Source organism: Psychrobacter raelei (genome assembly GCF_022631235.3).
GTDB classification, from domain to species: Bacteria; Pseudomonadota; Gammaproteobacteria; order Pseudomonadales; family Moraxellaceae; genus Psychrobacter; species Psychrobacter raelei.
This window is the reverse complement of the sequence record NZ_CP093310.2, coordinates 285,487-308,943: the sequence shown is the minus strand read 5'-3', so window position 1 is coordinate 308,943 and position 23,457 is coordinate 285,487. Positions and strand designations below refer to the sequence as shown.

Annotated in this window: 20 protein-coding genes, 1 pseudogene and 1 other annotated feature; of the genes and pseudogenes, 6 read left to right on the top strand and 15 right to left on the bottom strand. The window is 43.1% G+C overall.

Features of this window, described 5'->3' with window-relative positions:
- The first annotated feature begins 133 nt into the window (after positions 1-133).
- Both modA and modB read left to right on the top strand, forming a co-directional pair.
- Positions 134-1,060, top strand: coding sequence for a molybdate ABC transporter substrate-binding protein (gene modA / locus MN210_RS01275; protein WP_241878963.1), 927 nt, complete (start codon positions 134-136; stop codon positions 1,058-1,060).
- A 200-nt stretch (positions 1,061-1,260) separates the two neighbouring features.
- Positions 1,261-2,007 (top strand): molybdate ABC transporter permease subunit, encoded by a 747-nt coding sequence (gene modB / locus MN210_RS01270; protein ID WP_241878962.1) that lies wholly within the window; start codon positions 1,261-1,263, stop codon positions 2,005-2,007.
- Positions 2,008-2,162: 155 nt separating this feature from the next.
- On the opposite strand, the gene MN210_RS01265 is transcribed toward modB, so the two are convergent.
- The 11 genes from MN210_RS01265 to MN210_RS01215 all read right to left on the bottom strand — a co-directional run bounded on the left by MN210_RS01265 (position 2,163) and on the right by MN210_RS01215 (position 13,308).
- The gene (locus MN210_RS01265; RefSeq protein ID WP_241878961.1) at positions 2,163-2,678 is read right to left on the bottom strand and encodes a molybdenum cofactor biosynthesis protein MoaE; all 516 of its coding nucleotides are present in this window, start codon (positions 2,676-2,678) and stop codon (positions 2,163-2,165) included.
- Positions 2,679-2,709: 31 nt separating this feature from the next.
- Positions 2,710-2,952 carry a molybdopterin converting factor subunit 1 gene (moaD, locus tag MN210_RS01260; protein WP_011959514.1) on the bottom strand — a complete coding sequence of 81 codons (243 nt, stop codon included), beginning with the start codon at positions 2,950-2,952 and terminating at the stop codon, positions 2,710-2,712.
- A 223-nt stretch (positions 2,953-3,175) separates the two neighbouring features.
- Positions 3,176-3,754: a cyclic pyranopterin monophosphate synthase MoaC gene (gene moaC, locus MN210_RS01255; RefSeq protein WP_255016751.1), complete on the bottom strand. Its 579-nt coding sequence runs from the start codon at positions 3,752-3,754 to the stop codon at positions 3,176-3,178.
- Between the two features lie 224 nt (positions 3,755-3,978).
- A complete protein-coding gene (gene mobA, locus MN210_RS01250; protein ID WP_338412411.1) occupies positions 3,979-4,794 on the bottom strand; it encodes a molybdenum cofactor guanylyltransferase in 816 nt (271 codons plus the stop codon).
- 4 nt (positions 4,795-4,798) lie between these two features.
- Positions 4,799-5,326 carry a molybdenum cofactor biosynthesis protein B gene (moaB, locus tag MN210_RS01245; protein ID WP_011959511.1) on the bottom strand — a complete coding sequence of 176 codons (528 nt, stop codon included), beginning with the start codon at positions 5,324-5,326 and terminating at the stop codon, positions 4,799-4,801.
- Positions 5,327-5,411: 85 nt separating this feature from the next.
- The gene (gene moaA / locus MN210_RS01240) at positions 5,412-6,707 is read right to left on the bottom strand and encodes a GTP 3',8-cyclase MoaA (RefSeq protein WP_425605624.1); all 1,296 of its coding nucleotides are present in this window, start codon (positions 6,705-6,707) and stop codon (positions 5,412-5,414) included.
- A gap of 316 nt (positions 6,708-7,023) precedes the next feature.
- Positions 7,024-8,334 (bottom strand): molybdopterin molybdotransferase MoeA, encoded by a 1,311-nt coding sequence (locus MN210_RS01235; RefSeq protein ID WP_338412409.1) that lies wholly within the window; start codon positions 8,332-8,334, stop codon positions 7,024-7,026.
- A gap of 66 nt (positions 8,335-8,400) precedes the next feature.
- On the bottom strand, positions 8,401-9,066 hold the full coding sequence (gene torD / locus MN210_RS01230; protein WP_338412408.1) for a molecular chaperone TorD: 666 nt from the start codon (positions 9,064-9,066) through the stop codon (positions 8,401-8,403).
- 120 nt (positions 9,067-9,186) lie between these two features.
- Positions 9,187-11,709, bottom strand: coding sequence for a trimethylamine-N-oxide reductase TorA (torA, locus tag MN210_RS01225; protein ID WP_338412407.1), 2,523 nt, complete (start codon positions 11,707-11,709; stop codon positions 9,187-9,189).
- A gap of 56 nt (positions 11,710-11,765) precedes the next feature.
- Complete coding sequence (gene torC / locus MN210_RS01220) at positions 11,766-13,001, bottom strand: pentaheme c-type cytochrome TorC (RefSeq protein WP_201544371.1); 1,236 nt, start codon at positions 12,999-13,001, stop codon at positions 11,766-11,768.
- Between the two features lie 154 nt (positions 13,002-13,155).
- The gene (locus tag MN210_RS01215) at positions 13,156-13,308 is read right to left on the bottom strand and encodes a periplasmic nitrate reductase, NapE protein (protein ID WP_083757354.1); all 153 of its coding nucleotides are present in this window, start codon (positions 13,306-13,308) and stop codon (positions 13,156-13,158) included.
- A 1,206-nt stretch (positions 13,309-14,514) separates the two neighbouring features.
- Between MN210_RS01215 and MN210_RS01210 the strand changes: the two genes are divergently transcribed.
- The 3 genes from MN210_RS01210 to MN210_RS01200 are packed head-to-tail and all read left to right on the top strand — an operon-like array spanning position 14,515 to position 20,433.
- Complete coding sequence (locus tag MN210_RS01210; RefSeq protein WP_028859618.1) at positions 14,515-15,072, top strand: hypothetical protein; 558 nt, start codon at positions 14,515-14,517, stop codon at positions 15,070-15,072.
- Complete coding sequence (locus tag MN210_RS01205; RefSeq protein WP_338412406.1) at positions 15,059-17,305, top strand: hypothetical protein; 2,247 nt, start codon at positions 15,059-15,061, stop codon at positions 17,303-17,305. Before MN210_RS01210 ends, MN210_RS01205 begins: the two co-directional genes overlap by 14 nt.
- A complete protein-coding gene (locus tag MN210_RS01200; protein WP_338412405.1) occupies positions 17,302-20,433 on the top strand; it encodes a tyrosine-type recombinase/integrase in 3,132 nt (1,043 codons plus the stop codon). Before MN210_RS01205 ends, MN210_RS01200 begins: the two co-directional genes overlap by 4 nt.
- On the opposite strand, the gene MN210_RS01195 is transcribed toward MN210_RS01200, so the two are convergent.
- Entirely contained in the window at positions 20,422-20,763 is a 342-nt protein-coding gene (locus MN210_RS01195; protein WP_081794455.1) for a transposase, read from the bottom strand. The genes MN210_RS01200 and MN210_RS01195 overlap by 12 nt on opposite strands.
- Positions 20,760-21,071 (bottom strand): transposase family protein, encoded by a 312-nt coding sequence (locus MN210_RS01190; protein ID WP_081794454.1) that lies wholly within the window; start codon positions 21,069-21,071, stop codon positions 20,760-20,762. The genes MN210_RS01195 and MN210_RS01190 overlap by 4 nt, the downstream gene beginning before the upstream one ends.
- Before the next feature lie 135 nt (positions 21,072-21,206).
- On the opposite strand from MN210_RS01190, the pseudogene MN210_RS01185 reads away from it, so the two are divergent.
- Positions 21,207-21,408, top strand: a pseudogene (locus MN210_RS01185) (transposase); the annotation flags it as partial.
- Positions 21,409-21,496: 88 nt separating this feature from the next.
- On the opposite strand, the gene MN210_RS01180 reads toward MN210_RS01185, so the two are convergent.
- Positions 21,497-22,716 (bottom strand): IS3 family transposase gene (locus MN210_RS01180; protein ID WP_406947902.1). Its coding sequence is split into 2 segments (ribosomal slippage): positions 21,497-22,440 and positions 22,440-22,716, totalling 1,221 coding nucleotides; the frame shifts between segments, so codons are not numbered across the junction.
- Positions 22,325-22,441, bottom strand: a sequence feature (AL1L pseudoknot). Its footprint overlaps the gene before it by 117 nt.
- A gap of 244 nt (positions 22,717-22,960) precedes the next feature.
- Positions 22,961-23,269, bottom strand: coding sequence for a hypothetical protein (locus MN210_RS01175; RefSeq protein ID WP_028859934.1), 309 nt, complete (start codon positions 23,267-23,269; stop codon positions 22,961-22,963).
- Positions 23,270-23,457 lie beyond the last annotated feature (188 nt).

Sequence of the window (23,457 nt, the reverse complement as noted above, 5' to 3'; positions counted from 1 at the left end):
CAGTTGCTCGGCTTTTTTTAATTAGCGACCTACTCTAAAGTGTTATTGGTAAAGCTTAAGAATTCAGGCAGAATATAACTCATATAACTCATATAAAACTGCCCACACCCTTCTCCCTCACTGTAGATTACTTATGAAAACATCTTTAAAACTTATCGCTACCCTGCCCACTTTATTGCTGCTGGCCAGTTGCTCTGGCACCAATAGCCCTGAAAAAACCGACGCCGCCCCGCAGGCTGATAGCAATACCAATAAAGCCCAATCTAGCGAGGTCATGCGCATTGCCGCCGCAGCCAACTTAGCTGGCGTATTACCGGCAGTGATTGACGCCTATCAAAGCGAAGAGGCTCATAACCCAGATGCTACGAGTACTCCCAAGCCAAAGATTGAAGTGACCTATGCCTCATCGGGTAAGCTGTTTGCACAGATTAACTCCGGCGCACCTTATGATTTGTTTTTATCCGCTGATCAAGACTTCCCGGCCAAATATGCTCAGCAGCAAGCCACTGCTAACGTCACTGTACAGCCACCTTTTACCTATGCACGCGGCCAATTGGCGCTGTATAGCAGCAACCAAGATATCAGCACCGTTAAAACCTTAGACACAGCCAGCCTGCAGCAGTTATTCATCACTCAGCCCAATCAAAGCAAAACGCCCATTAAAATTACCCTAGCCAATCCAGAGCTGGCACCTTATGGGGCATCGGCCAAAGCCTTTTTACAGCAGCAAGGCATTTATGACAGCCTAAATGGCAATAAAACCATTATCCAAGCAGAGAACATTGGTCAGGCCTTCCAATATGCGCACACCGCCAGTACCGACTATGGGTTTGTGGCGTTATCCCAATTGATCAGTGCCAAGGTGGCCCCCTCAAACTATCTAATTCTACAGCCAGGCAGCTATCCGGCCATCTTGCAAGACGGTATCGTGGTAAGTGACAGTGCCGCCGCCATCGACTTTAGCCATTATTTGCAGTCCAAGCCGGCGCAAAAACTGTTTGCAGACGCCGGATACTTACCGGTAAATGCAGGCCATACTGCCTCTGGCTCAGCAAAGTAGCGAGCATAGTAGCCAACATAAACATAGTAGCCAATATGGTAGCCAGCATAGCAGCAAGCAACATAGATGAACTAAATTAACCAGATGACAAGGCCATAACCGTTTAACGCCCGCTTAGCACTAGGTAAAGCGGGCAAATATTGCTATGCTGTATGAGTTCCTTTCATTTACTGCTTTAAGCCTGTGGTCTTGCTGATTTTATGTCACCTCTGTCGCCTCAACTCTCTGACATGCTGCTTCCGCTATGGTTAAGCCTCAAGCTTGCTGCCATCACCACCTTGTGCTTACTGCTGTTTGCGACTCCACTGGCCTATTGGCTGGCCAAGCCCTCCTCTAGCAACCTGATCGCGCGTATTAAGATTATGCTGATAGGCATTATCGCCATGCCTTTAGTGTTACCACCTACAGTGCTTGGCTTTTATTTGCTGCTGCTGCTCAGTCCCAACTTTGCACTGGGTAAATGGCTTATGGCACATGACATCGGCGCTCTGGCATTTACCTTTAAAGGCTTGGTGGTGGGCTCCATCATATATTCACTGCCCTTTTATATGCAGCCGGTGTATGCCCAGTTTTTACGTATCCCCAAAAGCGTAAGTGACATGGCACTGCTGCTTGAACCCAGCCGATTGCGCCGATTTACCGCCGTATCCTTACCTCAAGCTAAGACTGGCATTATCTTAGGCAGCCTGATTAGCTTTGCGCATACCATTGGTGAGTTTGGGGTGGCGCTGATGATTGGTGGCAGTATCGCCGGAGAGACCAAGGTCATCTCCATTGCCATCTATGAGCAGGTCGAAGCGCTTAACTATGACATGGCACACACCATGTCACTGTTGTTGGTGTTACTAGGCATCATACTGGTGGGTCTGATTGCCAGTATCAATCGTCAGGTCAATGAAGGCTCATTAACAACGACAAATCACTCGCCGCCTAAGCCCAAAAGATAGCTACTCTATAGAACAGTGACCCATAAAAAATCCAGCATAAGCTGGATTTTTATTAGTTATTGGATCTAAGACTAAGTTTCTTAAATTAACTCTGTTTTATTAGCCATTGTCACTTAACCATTGTTACTTAGCCATTGTTTCTTAACCATTGTCACTTAACCATTGTTACTTAGCCATTTAGAAGACTCATCTTGATAATACTCTTGCTTCCATACCGGAATATCGGCCTTAATGGTGTCTAATATCCATTTGCAAGCATCAAAGGCAGGATAACGGTGCTTAGAGGACACCCCAACCCACACCGCCATATCACCAATTCCTAACGCCCCTATGCGATGAATCGCTACCGCATTTTCGATATCGAATAAGCGCTTGGCTTCCTCAATAATCAGTTTGCCTTGGTTAATCGCCAATTTTTCATAACCGTAATAGGTCAGGCGGGTCACTTGGCTGTCGTTATTGTGATTGCGTACCCAGCCCTCAAAGGTGGCCAAAGCGCCGCACTGATCATCTTGCAGCATATCTTTTAGGCGCTCAGCATCAATGGCCTCATCAAGCAGCGCAAAGCCTTGAGACTGTGCCAGCTGATATACCTCCTCTACGCTGTGCGATATGCTACTTGCCTGCTGATGCGGCTGATTGGCCGTGTCCAAAGCAGATTGACTGTCCATGTGTTACTCCAACAATTATTTATCTAAACGGCTAACCACCGGCCACAGGTGGAATAAAGGCAATGGTATCGCCATCATTAATGACATCATCCCAACTGGCAAACTCATCATTAATGGCCACACGCACCTTGGCAGGCTCAAGCGTAAAGCCGTGATCTTGTGTTAACTTTGCATAAAGCTCAGGCAAGCTTAACTTACCCTCTACGCTTAATTGCTGCTGACCTTGTTGCGCTTTTTCTGCCAAGCTTGCAAAAAACAAAACCGTAATATTCATAGTGTACTCAGCCTATTTAGTCGCTTTTTAGTGATACAGAAAATTAATACAAAAAATTATTGATATAAAAAAACAGTTTAACGCTATGTGACTGGTCGTTATTTTATTGGTATCTGGCCACACCTGTTGGATGCTCCTAACATAACGACCAGTGACAGCTACCTCATCTATTTAGCGTCAAAGCAAATTCAATCCAGTTCAATTCAACCCATTTTAAGCTCAGCTAAGTGCTTTGATAGTCAGACTTGCCACCAGTCTTAGTCACCAAGCGCATGTCATCGATAATAATGTCGTGCGATAACGCCTTAGTCATATCATAAATGGTCAAGCAGGCCACACTCACCGCCGTTAACGCCTCCATCTCCACCCCAGTCTTATGGGTGACACGCACTGTGGAGGTAACCTTGATGGCGCATGCCTCATCCTCATAGCTAAAGCTTAAGCCCACCTTATCAAGTGGCAGCGGATGACACAGTGGGATTAGATCATGGGTGCGCTTGGCGGCCATAATACCGGCGATATGAGCCGTCTGAGTGATGCTGCCCTTCTTGGTCATGCCATCGGCCGCTTTTATCTGGCTATAGATGTCTTGTGGAAACACCACATAACCCTGCGCCACCGCTTCACGCGTGGTCACTGTCTTATGTCCCACATCCACCATATGAATATCGCCATCGGCATCTAAGTGCGATAGCTTGTGGGCATGCGTTTGAACAGAGTTGCTTGCTAAATCTGGCGTGCTTTGTTCAGAAGTTAATTCAGAAGTTAATTCAGAATTTGATTCAGAGTTTAATAGTGACATAAGAGCTTTGACCTAAAATGTTCAGCTTAACTGGGTTAAATTTTATTGAGAAAGTGGCTATAGCTTGCAACAGCTTTGAATAACCTTAGCCTTGAATAATCTTGGCTTTGAGTAACTTTGGCTGGTTTCAAGGCTGGTTTCAATATTCAACATTCAACATTTAATATTCGGCATTTAACATTTAACATTTAACATTTAATAGTCGATAACCGTACGAGCTTTATTTACAACTCCTCACAAGCCAATTGAAACTGCTGCGGGGTATTTAAATTAGAGCGCGTGTACCAAGCTTGCGGCATGGGCAGCGACTGGCTGATGGGGTCAATAAAGCGCATCACTCGGCGCTCGCCGCTGTCTAAATAAGACTTTAGTGATGAAAACAGACTTAACTGATACAAGCCCAATAACGGATAGTCTCGCTCGTTATCGGCCAGACAATACATTTGCGGCGGTGCATTATCCTCATTAACGGCATCAACACTGCTTGATACGCTTTGAGCCTTTTTTTCAGTCAAATACTGCCAAATATCAACGCCATTTACTAAGCTATCGCAGCTGACCACCAGCATCCATTGTGAGCCAGCATCAGAGTGGCTACCTATATCAGTAAAGCGACTATCCGTCTGGTTATCTTGCAACAGCTGCTGCATGCCGGCCAAGATAGCGCCCAGTGGCCCTGCTGAATGCTTCTCATTGGCATTGGCATTGGCTTTAGCCTGTAACGAGCGGCTGCACGGCTGATAATCGGCAATATGACGAATACCGCCCGCTGTATTACCGCCCTCTTTATTACCGCCCTCGTTATTAGCAACACTGTGCTCAGCCTGTATGTGCGTAGCAAACCCCTGCCCGTTATCAGCAATTAAAATTGGCACCCCAAGCTGCGACGCCCTGCGCACATGATACTGTAGCAAGGTGTCACCACAAGGCAGCTTTAATAGCGCCTTAGGTGCGCCCATACGCGTCGATAAGCCGCCGGCGAGGATAACCACCCCCGCTAAAGGCTTTGCGTCCAGTCTGCGCAGCAAGGCGTCTGTCATATAACTAATCGTGGCCTGGGTTAACGCGCATTAAATGCGGCACAAAGTTACAAGGGCCAGTGCGGCTGTCTAACTGATCTTTGATAATCTTGGTCCAACCGGTACGGCAAGCGCCTGATGAGCCTGGCAGACAAAAAATCACTGTGTTATTGGCCATACCAGCAATGGCGCGCGATTGCACCGTTGACATGCCAATCTCATCCTTGGAGATCAAACGGAACATCTCACCAAAGCCGTCGATTTTTTTGTCAAATAACACGCTGACCGCTTCAGGCATGCTGTCACGGATATAAAACCCCGTACCGCCCGTGGTCATCACCGCATGCACCTCAGGATCAGCAATCCAGCCACTAATCACGGCTCGGATTTTGTAAATATCATCGGTAATTAACTGACGATCAGCCAGGTTGTGCCCCGCTTCTTGCAGCGAGTCCACCAGATACTGACCTGACGTATCTTGCTCTAACGTACGGCTATCAGAGACGGTCAATACCGCCACATTTAACGGAGTAAATACTTTTTCTTTTGACATAAAAGCGCCTTAAATAACAGGGAAAACAATTAAGATTTAAACAGATGTCTTGCAAACGTACCTTTTGGCTTAGCCGCCAATCCTGTTAACCACCAATCATCGATAAGTTGTGCATAATGCCACTGTCGGATTCTGCCAAGTGATGGTGCTCAGGTTTTATCGGCATAAATTCATGGAGTTTTTGTACCAGACCCGCCACATCTTGCTGCTGTAAATACTGACGGATATCATAGTTGCCTTGATCAAATAAGCACAAATGCACCTTACCCAGGCTGCTGACCCGCAGTCGATTACAGCTGTCACAAAAGTGCGCCGCATAGGGGGCAATCATACCAATACGGCCCACATAATCGGGGTGAGTGTACTCTATGGCTGGGCCATCATTTTGGCCTCTATCCTGCGCTTGCCAGCCATGACTTAGCAAATAATCAGTAATCAGCGCTGACTGTGCATGCTGCGCAAAAAATAGATCACTGTTGTCGGTGGTCTGCATAAACTCGATAAAGCGGTAAGTAACCGGACGCGTTTTGACATAGTCTAGGGCCGCAAGCAGACTGTCGTAAGCGGTCTCTTCCATCAAGATACCATTGAGCTTGAGCTTAATATCAGTCGTCTCTAGCAGCGTATCCATGTCCTGTAGCAGCTGCGGCAACATATCAAAACCGGTCATTTGCTTAAACGTGGCCGGATCAAAGCTATCAACACTGATATTTAATTGATCAAGGCCGGCTTGTTGCCAATTGGTGATGTGCTTGCCCAGTTTATAGCCATTGCTGGTCATCGCCACAGTTTGGATGCCGGGCGTGGCTTTGACTTGCTCAATAATTTGAGTGACATCTTTTCGGATAGATGGCTCGCCACCGGTTAAACGCACCTTTTTTGTGCCCACTTGAGCAAAAGCCTTAATCAATACCTCAATCTCTTGCAAAGTCAGCTCATTATCCGGACGCCTGCCTTGATAGCCATTGGGCAGACAATAGCCACAGCGAAAATTACAAAAATCAGTAATCGACAGGCGCAAATAGGTCAAGCGCCTTGAGAAGCCATCGGTCAATAGAGCATCATGGTCATTGGTTTGGGGCACATGACTGCTGACAGAGGCAGCCGCTGCGCCTTTGGTAGATCTCAGTGTGGTCAAGGTACTGTGCGCAAGCTGGGTAAAGGGCGACATAAAGTCAGCTGGCTTTATCGCTTTTGGCCAGGCAAAAGAGGTGCTTGCAGCAGAGGGTGTAGTAGAATGGGTAAGCGCATTAAAAGAGTTAACAGTAGGATGCAAGAGCGCATGAGCAGATGACAGCGGAACATGACCATCAAACATAACTGAATTGGGGGAAGGTGTGTATAGCCTAGCTTTCCCTAGGTTGGAATTAAGAAGGGTCATATGGGGTACCGTAGTCATTAGTAGTGAATGTGCTCTAAGCGTTGCCTCAGGTTGTGAATGAAAACTTAAAAAAGTTGCGATAACGTCATTATAACAGGTTACGGCCTAATAGATACTTACCCTAAAGGAAGCCCTGCTAAAGGCCAGATACCTCTTTAGGAGTATTGATGGTGGTTAGAGGTATTGATGGTGGTGACCGCTATTTAATAAACAAACATTAGATAAGCGCTATAACCCAGCATAGCGCCTAGCTAGGGCATATATAGCACCTAGATAGCGCTTATATAGCGCACAGCCAGTTCCCTATTAGCAGCCATTAACTCCAAGGAAACAGCTGCACCGTCACCTGTTCACCGGCGCTCATACTGCCCGACTGCTGGGGCAACACAATCAGACAATTAGCATGGCTTAACTGCTTGATGCGGTGCGAATCTTGTTTGCCAGCAGGGGTCACCACATACTCCCCCGCCTCGTTTTGACTGACAATACCGCGCTGAAAATCGGCGCGGCCTGGCGACTTTTTGACATCGCTAGACAAGGTAGCAGTAACGGTCAATGGTAGCGGCATGTCTGCCACATCGATACCCGATAAGCGCCATAGGGCAGGAATGATAAATTGCAAACTGCCCACCACAGACGATAACGGATTGCCGGGCAATCCAAAGTATAACACTGGCACCGAAAGGTCTTTGTTTAATTCACCAAACACAAAAGGCTTGCCCGGCTTCATCGCCACTTTATAATGATTAATCTGCCCTAAGTCTTCAATCACAGTGGTTAAAAAGTCATAATCGCCCACCGACACCCCAGCGGTTGAGATCACCACATCACATTCTTGCATCGCCGTTAATACCGCCTGCTTGGTGCGCTCTAAGTCATCGGGGATGATGCCATAATCATGAATCTGTATGGGCAAATGCGCAAGCATACTCTTGAGGGTTGGCGTATTAGAGTTGTAAATCTGGGCCAAGCTTTGTAGCGGCTCACCGACTGCGACCAGCTCATCTCCTGTGGCTAAGATACCCACAGTCAGCGGCTGATACACCTCGACTTGGGCCACGCCTAAATTGGCAAGTAAGCTAATATCAGCGGGATTCAAGCGTTTGCCAGCGTGCAACACCACCTCACCGGATTCAATCTCCTCGCCTTGGCGGCGGATATTATTGCCGGCCACCGCCGTTTTGGTGAGCTGAATCTGATAGCTTTGGGATTTATCAATGCTATCTTTGATAGCCGCAAAATTGGTGTTCTCTTGCATCACCACGGTGTCACAGTCGCTGGGCACTACGGCGCCGGTAAAAATGCGCACGCCTTGGCCTGGCTGTAATTGTGCCTCACCAGTTACACTACTGCCGCTAAAAGGCGCGCCGGCTTGTGACTCGCCCACAATCTCAATGTAACTGCCCGCGTCAAGAGTACTGCCACCGGCAAGCGCATAGCCGTCCATGGCCGATAAATTCTGACGCGGCACATCAAAGGGCGAGATGATATCGGTCGCTAAAATATGATACTGACTGGCCAATAGATCACGGCGCTCTGTGGTGCGCTGCGTCAAGCTTGAATCGGTGTGATTGTAACTATTAATACGCTCAGTAATGGCAGCTTGTAGCTCAGCAACAGTGATCATAAATACGCTCTCTTTGATTAATCGGGTTATTCACAGGCTTGATAAGTCCTAACATCATACCCCATTCTACTCGGCCTCGGCCATGTCTTCCAAGGCTTGTCTGTCTTCTTGTACAAAATGCAGCAGCAAGTCAATGATGGCGGGATACACTTGGGTTTTTACCCGAATGTGTTGGCAACGCGCCGCAAACTTAGGCAGCCAGCTGAGCAACGCATCCTCTAAAAAGTGCTGTTGCTGTACAGCCATCTCGATAAGGTTCACCTGCTCATCGACGCTGCTTTTAATCCACAGGCTCATCACTTGCAAATAAATACTTAAATGATCTTTGGGCTCACGAAACTCAGGGTGTAGGTCGAGCTTATGACTGGCCAAAAACTCACTCATTTGCTGCGCCGGCTTGCCATAAAGCATCTGATCAGACTCAAGATAATAAGAGGCGTACGGCGGCGCACTTTGATGACCACTTAACAAAAACAGGTGGGCAAAGTCTGCAGCGAGCTCTAATGCTCTATCTGGTGCTGGGATAACTTGCAGATTATCCAGTGCTGTTTGTAGCGCCGCGCTTTGCGGCTCAAGATTAAGATCAATAAAAGCGGCATGCAGGCGTGGATATTGGGCTTGCAGCTGCGTTAAATTGCTCTTAGTTAACTCACGGGCGAACAGCTCGGCAAACCAGCGATAAAGCGTGGCACGGGCAGTATTGGCTGCCTGCCATTGTTGACTATTATTCATTTTAATTCCATTACACTAAAGAGTTATGGGTGGTCGCAACAAGCGGCATAACCACAAAGTAAGGGCCCTGCTTAGCGCTTAAGCAAAGCCCTTGTCAGCACTGACCGCTTATATCAGCGACTAGCCTTTGTCTTCTGCCGCTGGCGTGCCGTCTGGATTGACATAAGTGGGACCACCAAAGGAGGTCACCGCTGGCGCTTTGCCGACGAATTTTTCAATCTCAACCAAGCAGGTATTGGCACTTGGGCCCTGCGCCAACATCGAAGTCCCGATATCTAGCGTCAAGGTATTGGGATCTCCATAGGTATCCAAGGCGCCAATTTCAGGGCCTGTCGGGCCATACCAAGCGCCTTCTTGAATACGAATGACGCCAGGTGGGAAGTTATCAGAGATGACGGCGCCTGCAAGCAGTTGCCCTCGATCATTAAACACTCGGACTAAGTCACCATCGCTAATCCCTCTTGCTCTGGCATCTTCAGGGCCGATATAGCAAGGCTCACGGTCTTGAACGGTATACGTAGCACGGCGCTCCTCAGACTCACAGGTCTGTGAGTGCAAGCGGGTGTCTGGGTGCACAGATTGTAGCCATAACGGATACTTATCTGAGCCTGGGCCACCGTGTGAGCGCTCGGCTTTTTCCATCCAAATAGGATGACCTTTACAGTCTGCATAACCGTAGCTGGCAATCTTGCGGCTGCTGATCTCGATAAAGCCTGATGGCGTGCCCAGTGCGTTGACTTCAGGGTCTTCACGGAAGTCTGCGTGACGTACCCAGTTCTCCCCTTCTGGGAACAACACATAGCCTTTTTCCCAGAACTCTTTGAACTCCGGCATAAAGAAGTCTTTTTTTAGGTTCTCAGCACGGCAGTCTTCATAAATCTGCTCAATCCACTGCATCTCATTCATCGCACGGCTATACTCAAGCTCGCGGCCCATACGCTTGGTGAACTCATACCAGATTTCAAAGTCAGACTTAGAGTGATACAAGGGGTCTACCAGCTTGTGCATCGCAATCACGCCTCGGTTACTGTACGAGCCATAAGCGTCAATGTCGTTACGCTCATAAGGAGTACAGGCCGGCAACACGATATCAGCGAAGCGGCAGGTGGCGGTCCAGTTGTAATCAACGGATACCACGGTCTCCATATTGCGATAGCCTTTTTTCATGCGGTTGCGATCTTGGTGACGGTGCCACTGGTTACTGCCCGTAAAGATTCCCATTTTCAGCGGTGGTAGGGTCACTTCATGGCCATTAAAGTTAATCTTCTTGCCAGGCTCAAGCAGACAATCCACCATACGCGCAACCGGAATGACAGAGCTGTAGCCATTGTAATTGTTATTGTCATATTTAGGCTTACGGCCAGTGTCTAAGTTTAGTGGGAACGCGCCTGGCATAGAGGCGCCAGAGGTCGGCACACCCACAGAGCTGTAGTGGTGTGAGTAACTGATACCGCCGCCTGGCAGACCTATTTGACCCAGCATCGCTGCGATAATCGCCCCCATCCAATACGGCTGCTCACCGTGCTGCTGACGCTGAATGGCCCAGCCAAAGCAAAGCTGAGTACGGTTTTTGGCCATTTTACGTGCCAATTCGCGAATTCTATCGGCTTTTACACCGCAGATTTTCTCAGCCCACTCAGGGGTCTTCTCCACCTTGTCTTCGGTCTTACCCATCAAGTAAGGGGTGAATTCTTCTAACCCCAACGCATACATGTCGATGAACTTTTTGTCATACAGCTTCTCGGTGTATAACGTGTGCGCCAGACCCAGCATAAATGCCACGTCTGTCATAGGGTTGACGAATTGATGCTCACACTCTAGGTAGTTTTGCGTCTTGCTCTTTACCGGATCGATACAGATGACTTCGATCTCTTTGTTGCGAACCTTGTCACGTAAGATCTCGTAGTATTCATAAGCTTCGTGGGTCTCGGTGTTCCAGCCGACCTGTAAGTTTTTGATCGGGTCGTTGGCCCAGAAGATAATCACTTTGGCATTTTCTAAAATCAGTGGCCAAGACGTGCCTTGCGAATACACCTCAGTGGAGCCCAAGATATACGGCAAAATCATCTGACCGGCACCAGTTGAGTAATCGCCTGCTGTCCCTACACTGTGGCCGTGCATAGCAATGGCACGCAGCATATGGTTACCACAGCTGTGTACGTTACCTACCGAGCGCCAGCCCACGTTCGCGGTGTGTAGTGCCCAAGGCCCGTAGTCTTTTTGAATGCGCTCAAGCTCTTGATACAAGATGTCTAACGCCTCATCCCAGCTAACACGCACAAAGCGGTTGTCGCCGCGCTGTGAGGTGTCGCTGTTTTGACGGTTTTTGTACCAGTCGACGCGAATCATCGGATAGCGTACCCGTGAAGGGCTGTAAATAATGCCCGGTACGCCATCTAAAATCTTAGTGGGATATTGATCAAACTCAAATGGTTTGATTTCCACCAGCTTGTCCGCCTCGACTCGAGCACGAAAAGCGCCCCAGTGTGCGCCGGACATTTTCCAGCCACTAAAGTCTTGCGGTTTGTCACCTGTGGCTGAGGTCAATACGCTGTCATCGGCCAACAGCGGCGTAGGGAGTAGCGCCGTACCCGACAAAGCCGCCAGCGATTTTAAAAAGCCCCTGCGATTGATATTTTTCATAATATAACCCTTATTATTCTGCCTATTCTTGTGTGTCTTATTATGCGCATGGTGCCTTATGGACGAGCCATCTGAGGCGTATTCTCAGGTGAGCCTGGGGCATTTTTGGCACCCGCAAAGTCAGATGAGTTCAGCTGTAGGTATTTGAGTACTAAGCCGCCAGTATCTGCGTCAAGGTTGGTAAATCCAACCATACCACTCCATAACCCTGGCCACTGGTTGGCATCATGCGAGGCTGGGTTTGGTTGACGGTGACACACACTACAGTTCTCTGCATAAGTCTGTCCGGCGATGTCCCAAGCGGGCTCTAGACTCTTCATTAATAGGCCATCTTCTACCCAGAAGGTACCGCTGACTTTTTGCCATTCAAGACCGGTTAAAGGATCCTCTTTGGACTCTTTTACCTTCACAATACTCTCATCACGAGACAGCTCTTTTTCAATGACGGCATCGACAATGTTTAGGCCAAAGTGAGTGTACCAAACTCGGCCGAAGCCCTTGTTCTTACGCCACATATCCAGCTCAATTTGAGTCATGCCTTTTTCGTGGGCAATAACTTTTGCAGGAGCCGCCACTTCAATGGTGCCCGCTTGCTTGGTTTTTTCAGCATCTAAATATAAAGGTTGCGGCACGATGTTATAGTAAGTTTCGCCCACATTAATCTTGGTGCTGCCCGCCTCAGATACCAAAGAGTCGAACGCTGGGTTATGCATGCCTTCCATAACTGGTAATTCGTGCGCAATCCCTTTGTGACAGTCAACACAGCTGGCATCACGCTCAGCGGCGCTACGCATAATCATCTGTGAGGTCACGCGCATTTTGCTAAAGTCCATGCTGTCATAGTCGTGACAAGCGCGGCACTCTTTTGAGTTATTCGCCTTAAACCGAGCCCATTCACGCTGCGCTAATACCCCGCGGTGTGCCAAGAACTTATCGCGTGTACCGATATCGCCCATAACGTGTGACAACACTTCACGCGAGGCCTGCATCTTACGGGCAATCTTATCGGTGAACTGGTGTGGCACGTGACAATCTTGACACTCAGCACGCACCCCAGTGCGGTTTTGCCAATGCACCGTTTTTTGTAGCTCAGGCAGCATGTTGTCTTTCATGGTATGACAAGACAAACAGAACTCTTCGCTATTTGTCGCTTCTAGCGCTGAGTTAAAGCCTGCCCAAAACCATACCCCGCCTACGAAGCCGATGATAATCAATACACCAAGCCCAATTTTTGCAGCCGGTTTAAATAGAAGCTGACGCAGCCAACCAAATAGGCGTTTAATTGCGTTCATGATGATTCCTTGCCATTGTTTGCATCAATTGCTATCCGTAAATAGCTCACTCGCTGATTAGGTGCTTGATGCCTTTTAATAATCAGTAATGCGCATTGGCCAAAGCCGATACGCGCTCATTGATAGCCCATTTATCTCAATAAACTGGCTGCGTTTACGTGGGTGGTCCCCAAAAAAACATCTGGCCAAACCACACAATAAAGCCATACGCACAGACAAATAATATGGCCAAAAATGGCAAGGCGATAAAAGACATAAGTAGCGCGGTAAGCCACTCACGCTTGATGGGTTGCTCTTTTGATTGCATACAACTCCCCTTTTTGTTTCTTTATTTTCGATAATGTTTGTTGTCGATAATGACTGCTGACTGGCTAATGGCTGTCTGATAGTGGCTAACCGATAAGGTCAAAGATAACGACCCGTCAGTGTTAATAATTCATAAGCGCGAGAAGGCTTACTGTGACGGCAGATAGCAATTGCCGTTGGAGGTAACATTGCTTAGCCAATAAATGAGGCGCGGTATTGGAGCAGAAGGTTTTAAGACGCGCTAAGCACAGTCCTTGCGAATGCGCTGTAACCACATAAAGTTTAAAAACTATAAATGTTACTTTATGTAATCTTTAATTTTAAACTAAACTTAATATATGATTAATATAAGTTTAGATATATTAAAGCGATGCTAATGGCCTATCATAAAACTCGATGACGCTATGACAGTCATCCAATCTATTTGTCTTGTCTGATAATCACTTATTTTTTGTGCCCTGACCGCATATGGTTATAAAATATATATACAATTTGATAATATCCTTATTATAATTAAGGTAATAGTAAATAGCCACCAAATTTTGCCATTTTTGTGAAAAGCTGCTTAATTTTTATAGAAAAACACCAAGCATAAATATTTCTAATTTGTGAACGAAATAGTAAGGTTGTATTGCACATCGTGTGTGTTTCGCAAAACTGCTATAAACACAGCCCGTCAGGCAGCGTTGTTGTATGGATGAGTAGATGTATGGATGAGTAGGTATATGGGTGGTTAGAGGTATGGACGGTTAGGTGTGTGAGTAGGTAGATAAAATGAGATAGATAGATAGAGAGTAAGATAGAAAGAGATACGTGATTAAAAAATATCGAATAAACTGGGTGTGAGTAGTAGATCGGATCAGACAGTCTCAAAAATTGGGCATAAAAAAAGCCCCACATAGTGAATATGTGGGACTTTTTTTGCTCTAAGAGCGAATTTGGAGCGGGAAACGAGATTCGAACTCGCGACCCCGACCTTGGCAATGTCACCCACCAAAGTTACTTAAAATCACTTTAACCTATAACCCTTTATATTAAAGGTTTATAGGTTTTTTTATTTTTATTTTACTACATGCAATTTAAAGCACTTTAAAATATTTATATATTTTTTGTCACGTTTATTTTATAGTATATTGACACCAACCTAAAATTACATCGGCCCTCCCCTACCCTTTATTTTCGCAAATTAATATATGGCTATACTAAAATGACCAAAACTAAAAAGGCCAAAATTAGGCAGTCAGTGAAAACCATCAAAATTGATGATCGATTTTTGGTACACAAACTTGCTAAAGTGCCATACAAGATTTTCTGTGAATCAGTCCATGGTAATTTAGTTATGGCCAAAAATAAGGTTGAACCTAAAATACCGTTAATCGAAATAACTGAATATAGAAACAACTATCTTTTTTTTGATGACTTTGAAACGCTTAGTTCAATTTCGTATGGAGATAAACTATCTATCCGGCGTATAGATATCAGTAATGCTGATATTGAAAGACGGGCATGGGAGTATTTGTTGAACCACTTAGTAATGTCAGAGCCACTTAATTTTGAGCTTTTACATAGTTTTAAAAATATTATCCCGAAACATATTCAAGAATACTTTTTTGGTGGGAGCTTCACTATTCAGCACATATTAGATATAAGAGGAATGCCACGTTATAAATATGATTATCGCTTGCAAAAGCATGGTGGATTAAATACTCATCAACTCCCTTCTTTTTCTGATTTAATTCAAGAGGTACGTAATGATCTTAAATGACATGGTTAATACGCTAATACCTCCAACAGAAGATGAATATACTGACGACCTAAAAGGCTTTTTTTTAACAATTGCTAGCATAGCCCCTTCTGATTTTACGGGCATATCTGTAAGATTTGGTGTTGAAGTTAGACAACCCACTATCTTGACCAAAGACACGCTCAAAAATATATTCGAGTCCTACAGTGGCAATTTAACTAAGACTGAAAATCTAACTCGCACATTTTTAGCCAGCACGCATCAACTTCAAACACTTGATATAAAAAACCCTTCTCAAGAATGGCTATGGATAGCTAAACTTTGTCACCTGCTTATTTATTTTGTAGAACACGATTTACCACAGCGGATAAAAGAGACGACAACTGAAGCGAGAAAATGGATCAATCCATCAAGCCATAATCACATCATCTGGCAATATTGCTATAAGGAACTGCAAAGCGACACCTTAGAAAAAACTTATTATAACTTTGAGTCTTATCATCAGCAGCTTGAAAAACAGAACGATCCAAATCTCATTTCATTTTTGAAGATATATAGAACTATCGATTTTGCATTCAATAAAAGAAACAAAATAACTCGCAATATCACTGGTAGAAAAAAACGTTCGATAAGCAAGCTTAATGAACCAAAAACTGAATATGAGTATATAGATAATATTGATGAAGATACTGATGAATTAGTATCGACAACTATCTATGAGGAAACTGATGATCATAATGATGTTAATCGTGAAAGGCTGGATAATCCAGTACCAGACTTTACCTATATAAAACAAAGCACAGTAACAAATACTGAAAAGTATTCAGCCAATCTAATTTATCGTCGTACTCAGTCTAAATTTGCTCATGCCAATAAAAATGAGCGATTTATCAGTAGTAATATTAGGCTACTACCAATCAGCGTTATACAAAATATTTGCACTAAATTGTGGCAGTGGTTTGAAGATAATGGTCCAGATAGTAAGAGAGAAACAAAAAGAGCGATAGTATATTTGCTTCTATCATTATATACAGGTCACTCTGTGTCACAGTTGGCGCAAGATATAAATGAAAATAGTAAAAGTATTATCGGAATCAGTGCGCGAAAATCAAATTTTGATTTTATTATTCATCTTGATATCACCCCACTTCGGATCAAAACACCAGGCGTACAATTAGTCATCGCTAATCGTGTGACTCAATTTCAACTGCCTATTCCTATAGCATTAGGTACATTCTTAACCTATAAGGGCTATCCAGATAACCATCTTATTAATGAAATTATAGCCAAATTAAAAAAGGAGTTAGAACTGCCTTTACTAAGCCTAGGTCGTATTGAAAAATCTCTATACACTATTCTCACGCAGGAGGTGACAACCACTCAAATCGCGTCAATCATTACCACTCGTAATACTAAAAAACGGGCGGACCTTTGGTACTGCTCACACCCTATTGAAGAAGTTAAGCAAGCATATGCCAAGGCCATTGATATACTAACTAAGCGCTGTCATAACCGACAATTAGCATTTAACTATTTAGATGAGGTTAAACTAACAAAAGATTCAATTGGTAGTCAAAATAGCCCAGACTACCCTATTGTAAGTTTATTTATCGAACATCTACGTAAAAAGGTTATCACCACTACTGATTTCATCAAAAAGTTTAACGCTTACAACTTATGGCTTTGGCATATCTCACTGTTATTAACCTCTGTAAGAGCAGTAGAGGGTGCGCCAGGATTTATAAATCAGTTCAACTTAACTGCTGGGTTAGCATGGATTTCGGATAAAGAGGAACGAGCAACTAGTAACTCTCAACGGTTGATACCTATTTGTTCTTTTTTAGCATCTGCCATTGAAAGCTTTATGTCGTATTTAGAACAGTTTGCAACCAGCTATAAGTATTTAGAGCCACAATTAAGAAATGACGTTTTAAAAATACTCAACTCAGAACGACCATTATTAAATTATATTGACTCTCATAATGAATTCCATTCACTACGTCCTGGTATTGTTGCAAAAGAACTGTCAGACAATCTAAGATTTAAAGTTGACTGGACACGCCATGTTGGTCAACGATTTTTGCATGAACAAGGAGTAGACGAGTCTCTTGTCCTCGCGATTTTTGGTCATGAAATGATGGGTCAAGAAGCATGGCGCAAACAATCCTCTCTTAGTATTGGTGACATCATAGCTGTTAAAGATATCTACCAAAAACTAGCCGATGAGCTTCAGCTTGAGCAGGTAGCTTTATGAGTTCAAATATAAAAAATAGTGACAATGAGTTGTTTGGTCATGAAAGACGATCATCCCAACGCAAAAAACAACGTCAAGAAGCAATAGAGCAGTGTAAAATTCTTTGCGAAACCTTATGGCAAACCTTTTGTGTTCAAAACACACAAGAAAATATCAGCGATGACGATATCAATCAGCTATATGATGATATTCTGGAGCAGTTAAAAAAATGCGTTCCAACAAAATTTATTCCGTTTGCTTTGTTTGAACGCAAACGTTTTTTCGAAAAGATAAATCAAAAACGTAAGACCCTTAATCTTCCTCCTTTCCCAGAGCCTGTCATAGCATCTCGAGTCAGTCGCCCTAAGAATATTAATGATTTAGATAGCTTTTTATATTTATCGCAAGCTCAAGAGGTAGCAAACAATGCCATTGACACGTGGTGTCAAAAAAACAAATTCTCATTACTTGATAGTATTAGCTGGTTTTTATTTTCATTAGTTAGTTTTGCTGGATACAGTGATGACAAAATACTTAAAGCCATTTATGAATATATGGCTGAGGACAAGCCTGTTTATCAGTTGTTTGATGATATGTTGTGTTTACCAATTAAAATTGAATCACCTTTTTATGCTAATGAAATTAAAATACTTAATGATTCACTACAACAGTTGTACATTACTCGATTAGTTATTATTGATGATATTAGTCGTTTATGGTTGTACAAGATACAACATCAAACAGGAAGTGATTCTTTCCCTAAGTATCATCAAGTTATAAAGCGATTGGGTGAGTTTACAGGCGAGGGATTTACAGTAAAGTCTATTCATAAGTCTGAATACCTGAAGCATAACTCAGTATACTGGCAAACCCTCCCAAAGGTTAGACTCGATATACAACTTGTTCAAGTTCTATTAGGCAATCAAAACCAAACATCCATAACTCAAGAACAGTTACTGCGCTATTTTCAAAAAATAAAACAACCTAAAGCTGTACTGTCTAACAATGATATAGAAAAACTAACTATTGAAAGCAAAGATGAACTGAGAAGTACTGACGATAATTCACAGCAATTCAAGTCAGATATCGTAAAAGATGTTCGAAGCATACTAAATTCTGACGCCAAAAAAATTAGAGCCAAACTAGAACAACTGCTAACTGAACCTTTATTTCCAAATCAAATACGATTAGTGACTTGGATAATAGATTTGCATACCACTGGTAATAAAATCAGTACTTTAAAAAGGTACTTATCAGACATAGGTAATGACTTTATTGCAAGCACACGTGATACTGATTTTTTTGGATGGTCAAAACATAATTATCACTTCATATATGATGAAATTCTTGCGAATAAAAATCAGAATAGGATTGGATATACAACCACTGTAATTTGCTCATTACATAGTAGTTTAAAAAGACATTTTAAGGCACCTGACATCGATTTACGAGGTGGTGGCGATCCTCAAATCGTCTCAAGCTACCTAATTCCATATCAGGTTTATCAAGTACTACAAAGTAGCATTTCAAACCAACATGGTATAAGCGATTATTATAAGCAGCTCTTAAATATAGTGGTGACACTACTATATCGTACTGGAATGCGAATTAGCGAGATACTCGGTCTTCAGGTCAAGGATATCGAATATGACAATCAAAGCTTTAGTGAGTACAATATTATTGTACGATCCAATCCATACCGCTCCTTAAAATCTGATGACGATACAAGGCGTATTTATTTATCAGTACTACTGCTAGATGACGAGCTTGAGCAGTTTAAAAAGTTTTTAAATTCTAGACGTACTCAAAATATTAATTATTTATTTACTTATCAATATCAGTCAAAGATACTCTCTCGACATAGCATTGAGCAGCCTATTAAAAAAATATTAGCAGATACTATATATCGTGATATTACCTTACATGCCTTTAGGCATAATGCCATCTCTAATATGGCGGTTATTTTGCGTAGTGATTACAATATCGCAAAGTATTTTATTGACTATAATGAAAATCAACTTACTACCATTAGACAGCATTTTTTAGGCAAAGTGCGCAAGGTTTCAACAAACTACTGGGATGCTTTGATGGAATTTGCAGGTCATGCTGACTTAAATACAACCTTTAGCTCCTACATTCATACAGCAGATATTATTGCCAGTTATCAGCTACAACAAGCAAACTTAACACTTCCTTCACATATTGTTTACAAGTTGATTAATACTAATCGAAACAAGCTCTATCAGCATAATAAACTAGCTGTTGACGCCAAAGAAAATACAGTCGATTTAAGCCAAATCAGACATTACATAAATAGGAAGATTAAGCTTGAACAATTAAGTACAACCATAACTATTTGTAATAAGGTCAATAAAGACTCTCATGATTCAAATACTAGTAGCAACAATCAAAAAGTTTCGGCTGTTTTCGGCATTTATAATCGTGAAGTGATTGAGAAGCTACTTCATGATATTGAAGACGGACAGCCTGTTAGCGAGGCAAGTAGTTTAAACTTTAATTATGATGATGCACTTAGGTTATATGAGCGTGCGTTAAATTTAGTGACTGATTCAAAAGGTAATCTCAATCACAAACTAATATCTAAAGATCGCAAGCAGAAGTCAGAGCATATATTAATTGCCCCGACACCCCTCCATTATCGCGAAGATAATGCATTACTGCAATTATGTTTTGATAATCTTGAAACGCTATATGCTGACCCATCGAGCAGGCGAGATGTAAAAGACATGCTAAAAGTGTTCTATGACAAAGTGAATACCTCAAAAAGTGAAATTCGTTTTCCTTTTAAAGAAAAGCAATTGTTTTACAAGTACTTAAAGGTTATGTGCCGGATATTACCTAGTCATTATTGGCGAATAAATGTCTGTAGTATCAGGTATAAGTCTCAAAACAATGAAAAGAAAAAAAGAACGATGAGCTCTTTGGTTGACAGTGAAGATACACTTAATAAAACTGAAGATCTCAAAGCTAATTATCCAGATTTTAGAGGTACTATCACCACTGATGATAATTACAATGGCTATGCATTATCCGTTATTAGCCCTGTAAAATCTAAGAAAAATCAATCTTCAGCTTTAATGAAGTATGTGCTACATTTTTTATTGATAGTTGAAGGGTTAAGTGGTTAATGGATTTTTTCGTAAGCATCCGACCAACCCCCTATTGGCTTGTTTGTCTGCTTTAGTCAATGGATTATGCTTGCTATGCTTTAAGGGTAATACGCTATTTTTATGATATTGTTGAATGCCTTGATAGCCTAAATCTATTTTGAGTATTTTATCTTGGCTGATAGCTAAGTAAGTATGTTTAAACAAGGTAAAATCGTGGCAGCTTCCTGTCGAAAAATCGTTGCAAATAATCTTTTGGCTATGTTGTTTATCAACAGCCACTTGAGCCTTTAGGGTGTGCCTTTTCTTTTTACCTGAATAGTATCGTCTTTGCCTTTTTTTTGACGTTATACGGGAATTTCAGTGGCATCAATCAGTACAACCTCGGTATTTGGATTTTGCCACAACTCTTTTTTACTCGGTAGCGATAGGTTGGAGTCTTTAACTAAGGTGCTTTCAACCCATTTTATGGTTTTACAGACGCTGCTTTCTGATATTTCATAGTCTTGAGCAAGGTGAAACTTAGTTCGGTATTCTCTATAGTAGCTAAGAGTCATAATTAACTGGTCTGCTACGCATAGTTTGGGTTTTCTTCCCCCTTTGGCATGCTTTATGTTATAAGCTTGTTTGAGTATGCTATGTATAACATTCAAATACATCTGGGGTAATGCCTGTGTAACGACGAAATGCTTCAGGTGCTTTTGTTTTTAGGTTCTGGTACTTCATAACCCCTATTAGTTATTATGGGTTTATACCAGTTTATCATACCCAGTTTGAGGTTTCGAAAGAGGTCTAAAAAAGAGTTACTTGGTATATGGTTATCAGAGAATGAGGGCACTAAGTCCTCGCTAGGTATTCTAACTGAGCAACAGAACCGAGGGGTGCAAGACATCCTCTCATTGCCTGTATTGATGGTTTATGGGACTTCCTTATGCTATTAATACTGTTTACCCCAATGCTCAGGTTCAGCTATATATCGTACACATAGTACGTCACTTTCAATGGGAAACTTACGAGTAGAAATAAATAGTGAACACTAACAACATGAACCGCCCCGACTATATCGGAGAGTTGATTGCTTGAGTCAGGCAGCTTTGTCTGACTCATTAAGGCTATCATAGTATCGTCTCTCAAACTCAAAAGGCGACACATAACCAATCGTACTATGAATGCGAGTTTTGTTAAACCAATCGACCCATTCAAGGGTTGCTAATTCAACATCATACGCATCCCGCCACTGCTGTTTTAAATATTCAATCACCTCTGTTTTATAAAGCCCGTTAACCGTTTCAGCTAACGCATTATCGTATGAATCACCGGTTGTACCAACAGATGCAATAACGCCAGAATCAGCCATCTTATCCGTATAGCGAATGGATAAGTACTGAACGCCGCGATCACTATGATGAATGACATCTTTAGGATGGTTTCTGTCTGCAATGGCTTGATTTAACGCTGCCATCACCATATCCGTGTTCATTCGATCTGATACTTTCCAACCAACGATAGCGCGAGCAAACACATCAATGATAAAGGCAGTATAGACCCAACCACTCAATGTTTTAACGTAAGTAAAGTCAGCAACCCATAGCTGGTTAGGGCGATGGGCATTAAAGTTACGATTAACTAAATCATCAGCACGCTTTTGATCATCACGAGACTTAGTGGTTACCTTACCCTTACCTCGCCAAATACCCTGCATACCATGCTGACGCATTAACCGCTCTACAGTGCAACGTGCAGGATGTATACCCTCTGCCTTCAACTGTTTCCAGACTTTACGAGCGCCGTATCGGCATTTGCTGTCCTTCCAAATACGTTTAATCTCATTAAGATAGAAGTCGTCATGCTGACTACGCTGTGAACGCTTTTCAGGACTTTCTTCTAGCTCTTTAACACGATAGTATGTGGATGGAGCAATCGGTAGTACTCTACAGATTGGCTCGACTCCATATTGTTGTTTGTGGTCGTCAATAAAATCAACCATTACTTGGGTTTGCGGTCGAGCTCCGCCTGGGCGAAAAAAGCGGCTGCTTTCTTTATAATCTCATTGGCTTGCTTTAACTCTCTGTTCTCACGTTCAAGCTCTTTGATACGCTCCGCTTGGCTTTGAGCTTGAATGTTTGCAGGAATGGTTTTATCTACGTGCTTTTTATGCCATGATCGTAGGGTCTCAGGTGTGCAACCTATCTTTGGTGCTATAGCTTTGATGGCTGACCAGGTGGATGGGTAGTCGTCTTTAGCTTCAATTAGCATACGGACGGCTCGCTCTTTCATTTCAGGGGTATAGTTTCGTGTTTTCATTGTCGTATTCTCTCAGAAAATTGAGTCTCCGACAATCCCGGGGCGGTTCAATCGTATAGAAGGAAAATAAATAATGACAGAAACTTGCCTTACAGCAAAACCTTCATCTTATCTGCTGATGGAAGACTTAGAGACACAAGAAAAAGTTATCGACTTAGGTAAAAAGTTACTTGCCAGTTTCAGCAAGGACGATGACGATGTAATCATAGCATGGATGGCAAACTATCTTGCAGAACAAATGCTATTAGGCAATAATCCATGCGCCGACAAGCATACCCACCCCCATAAGGATAATAATTGCTGGCAGACCGACCTTAATCACTCTTAAAAATCGAGACTCCATACCCTCCCAGCTACGACCACGCGCAGCCATGAATAGTGCTGTGATTAAAATACCACAAGCGAGCGGAATATGAGGGGTAAAGTCTTTGAAGATGAAGAACTGCACCATGAGTATCATGGCAGTTAGTACAAGAGGGGCAATATCTAATAGAAAGTTGGATGAGGCTCTATAGCCCTTTACCTCAGGATCGTAGGGCTTTTTTTTGATCATAAACGTATAGGTTCTCCTTAGTCTGATTTACGCTATCTTTAAGTAATACAAGACAACTGTGATATTTAACTAAGCAGTAAGGGTATTAAAATTTTTAATTGATATCAAGTTTTAGGCTAAAAAAATCTATCTTGGGTTTGCATAGACAGGATAGACAGACCAAATATTGATATATCTGCAAGCATAAA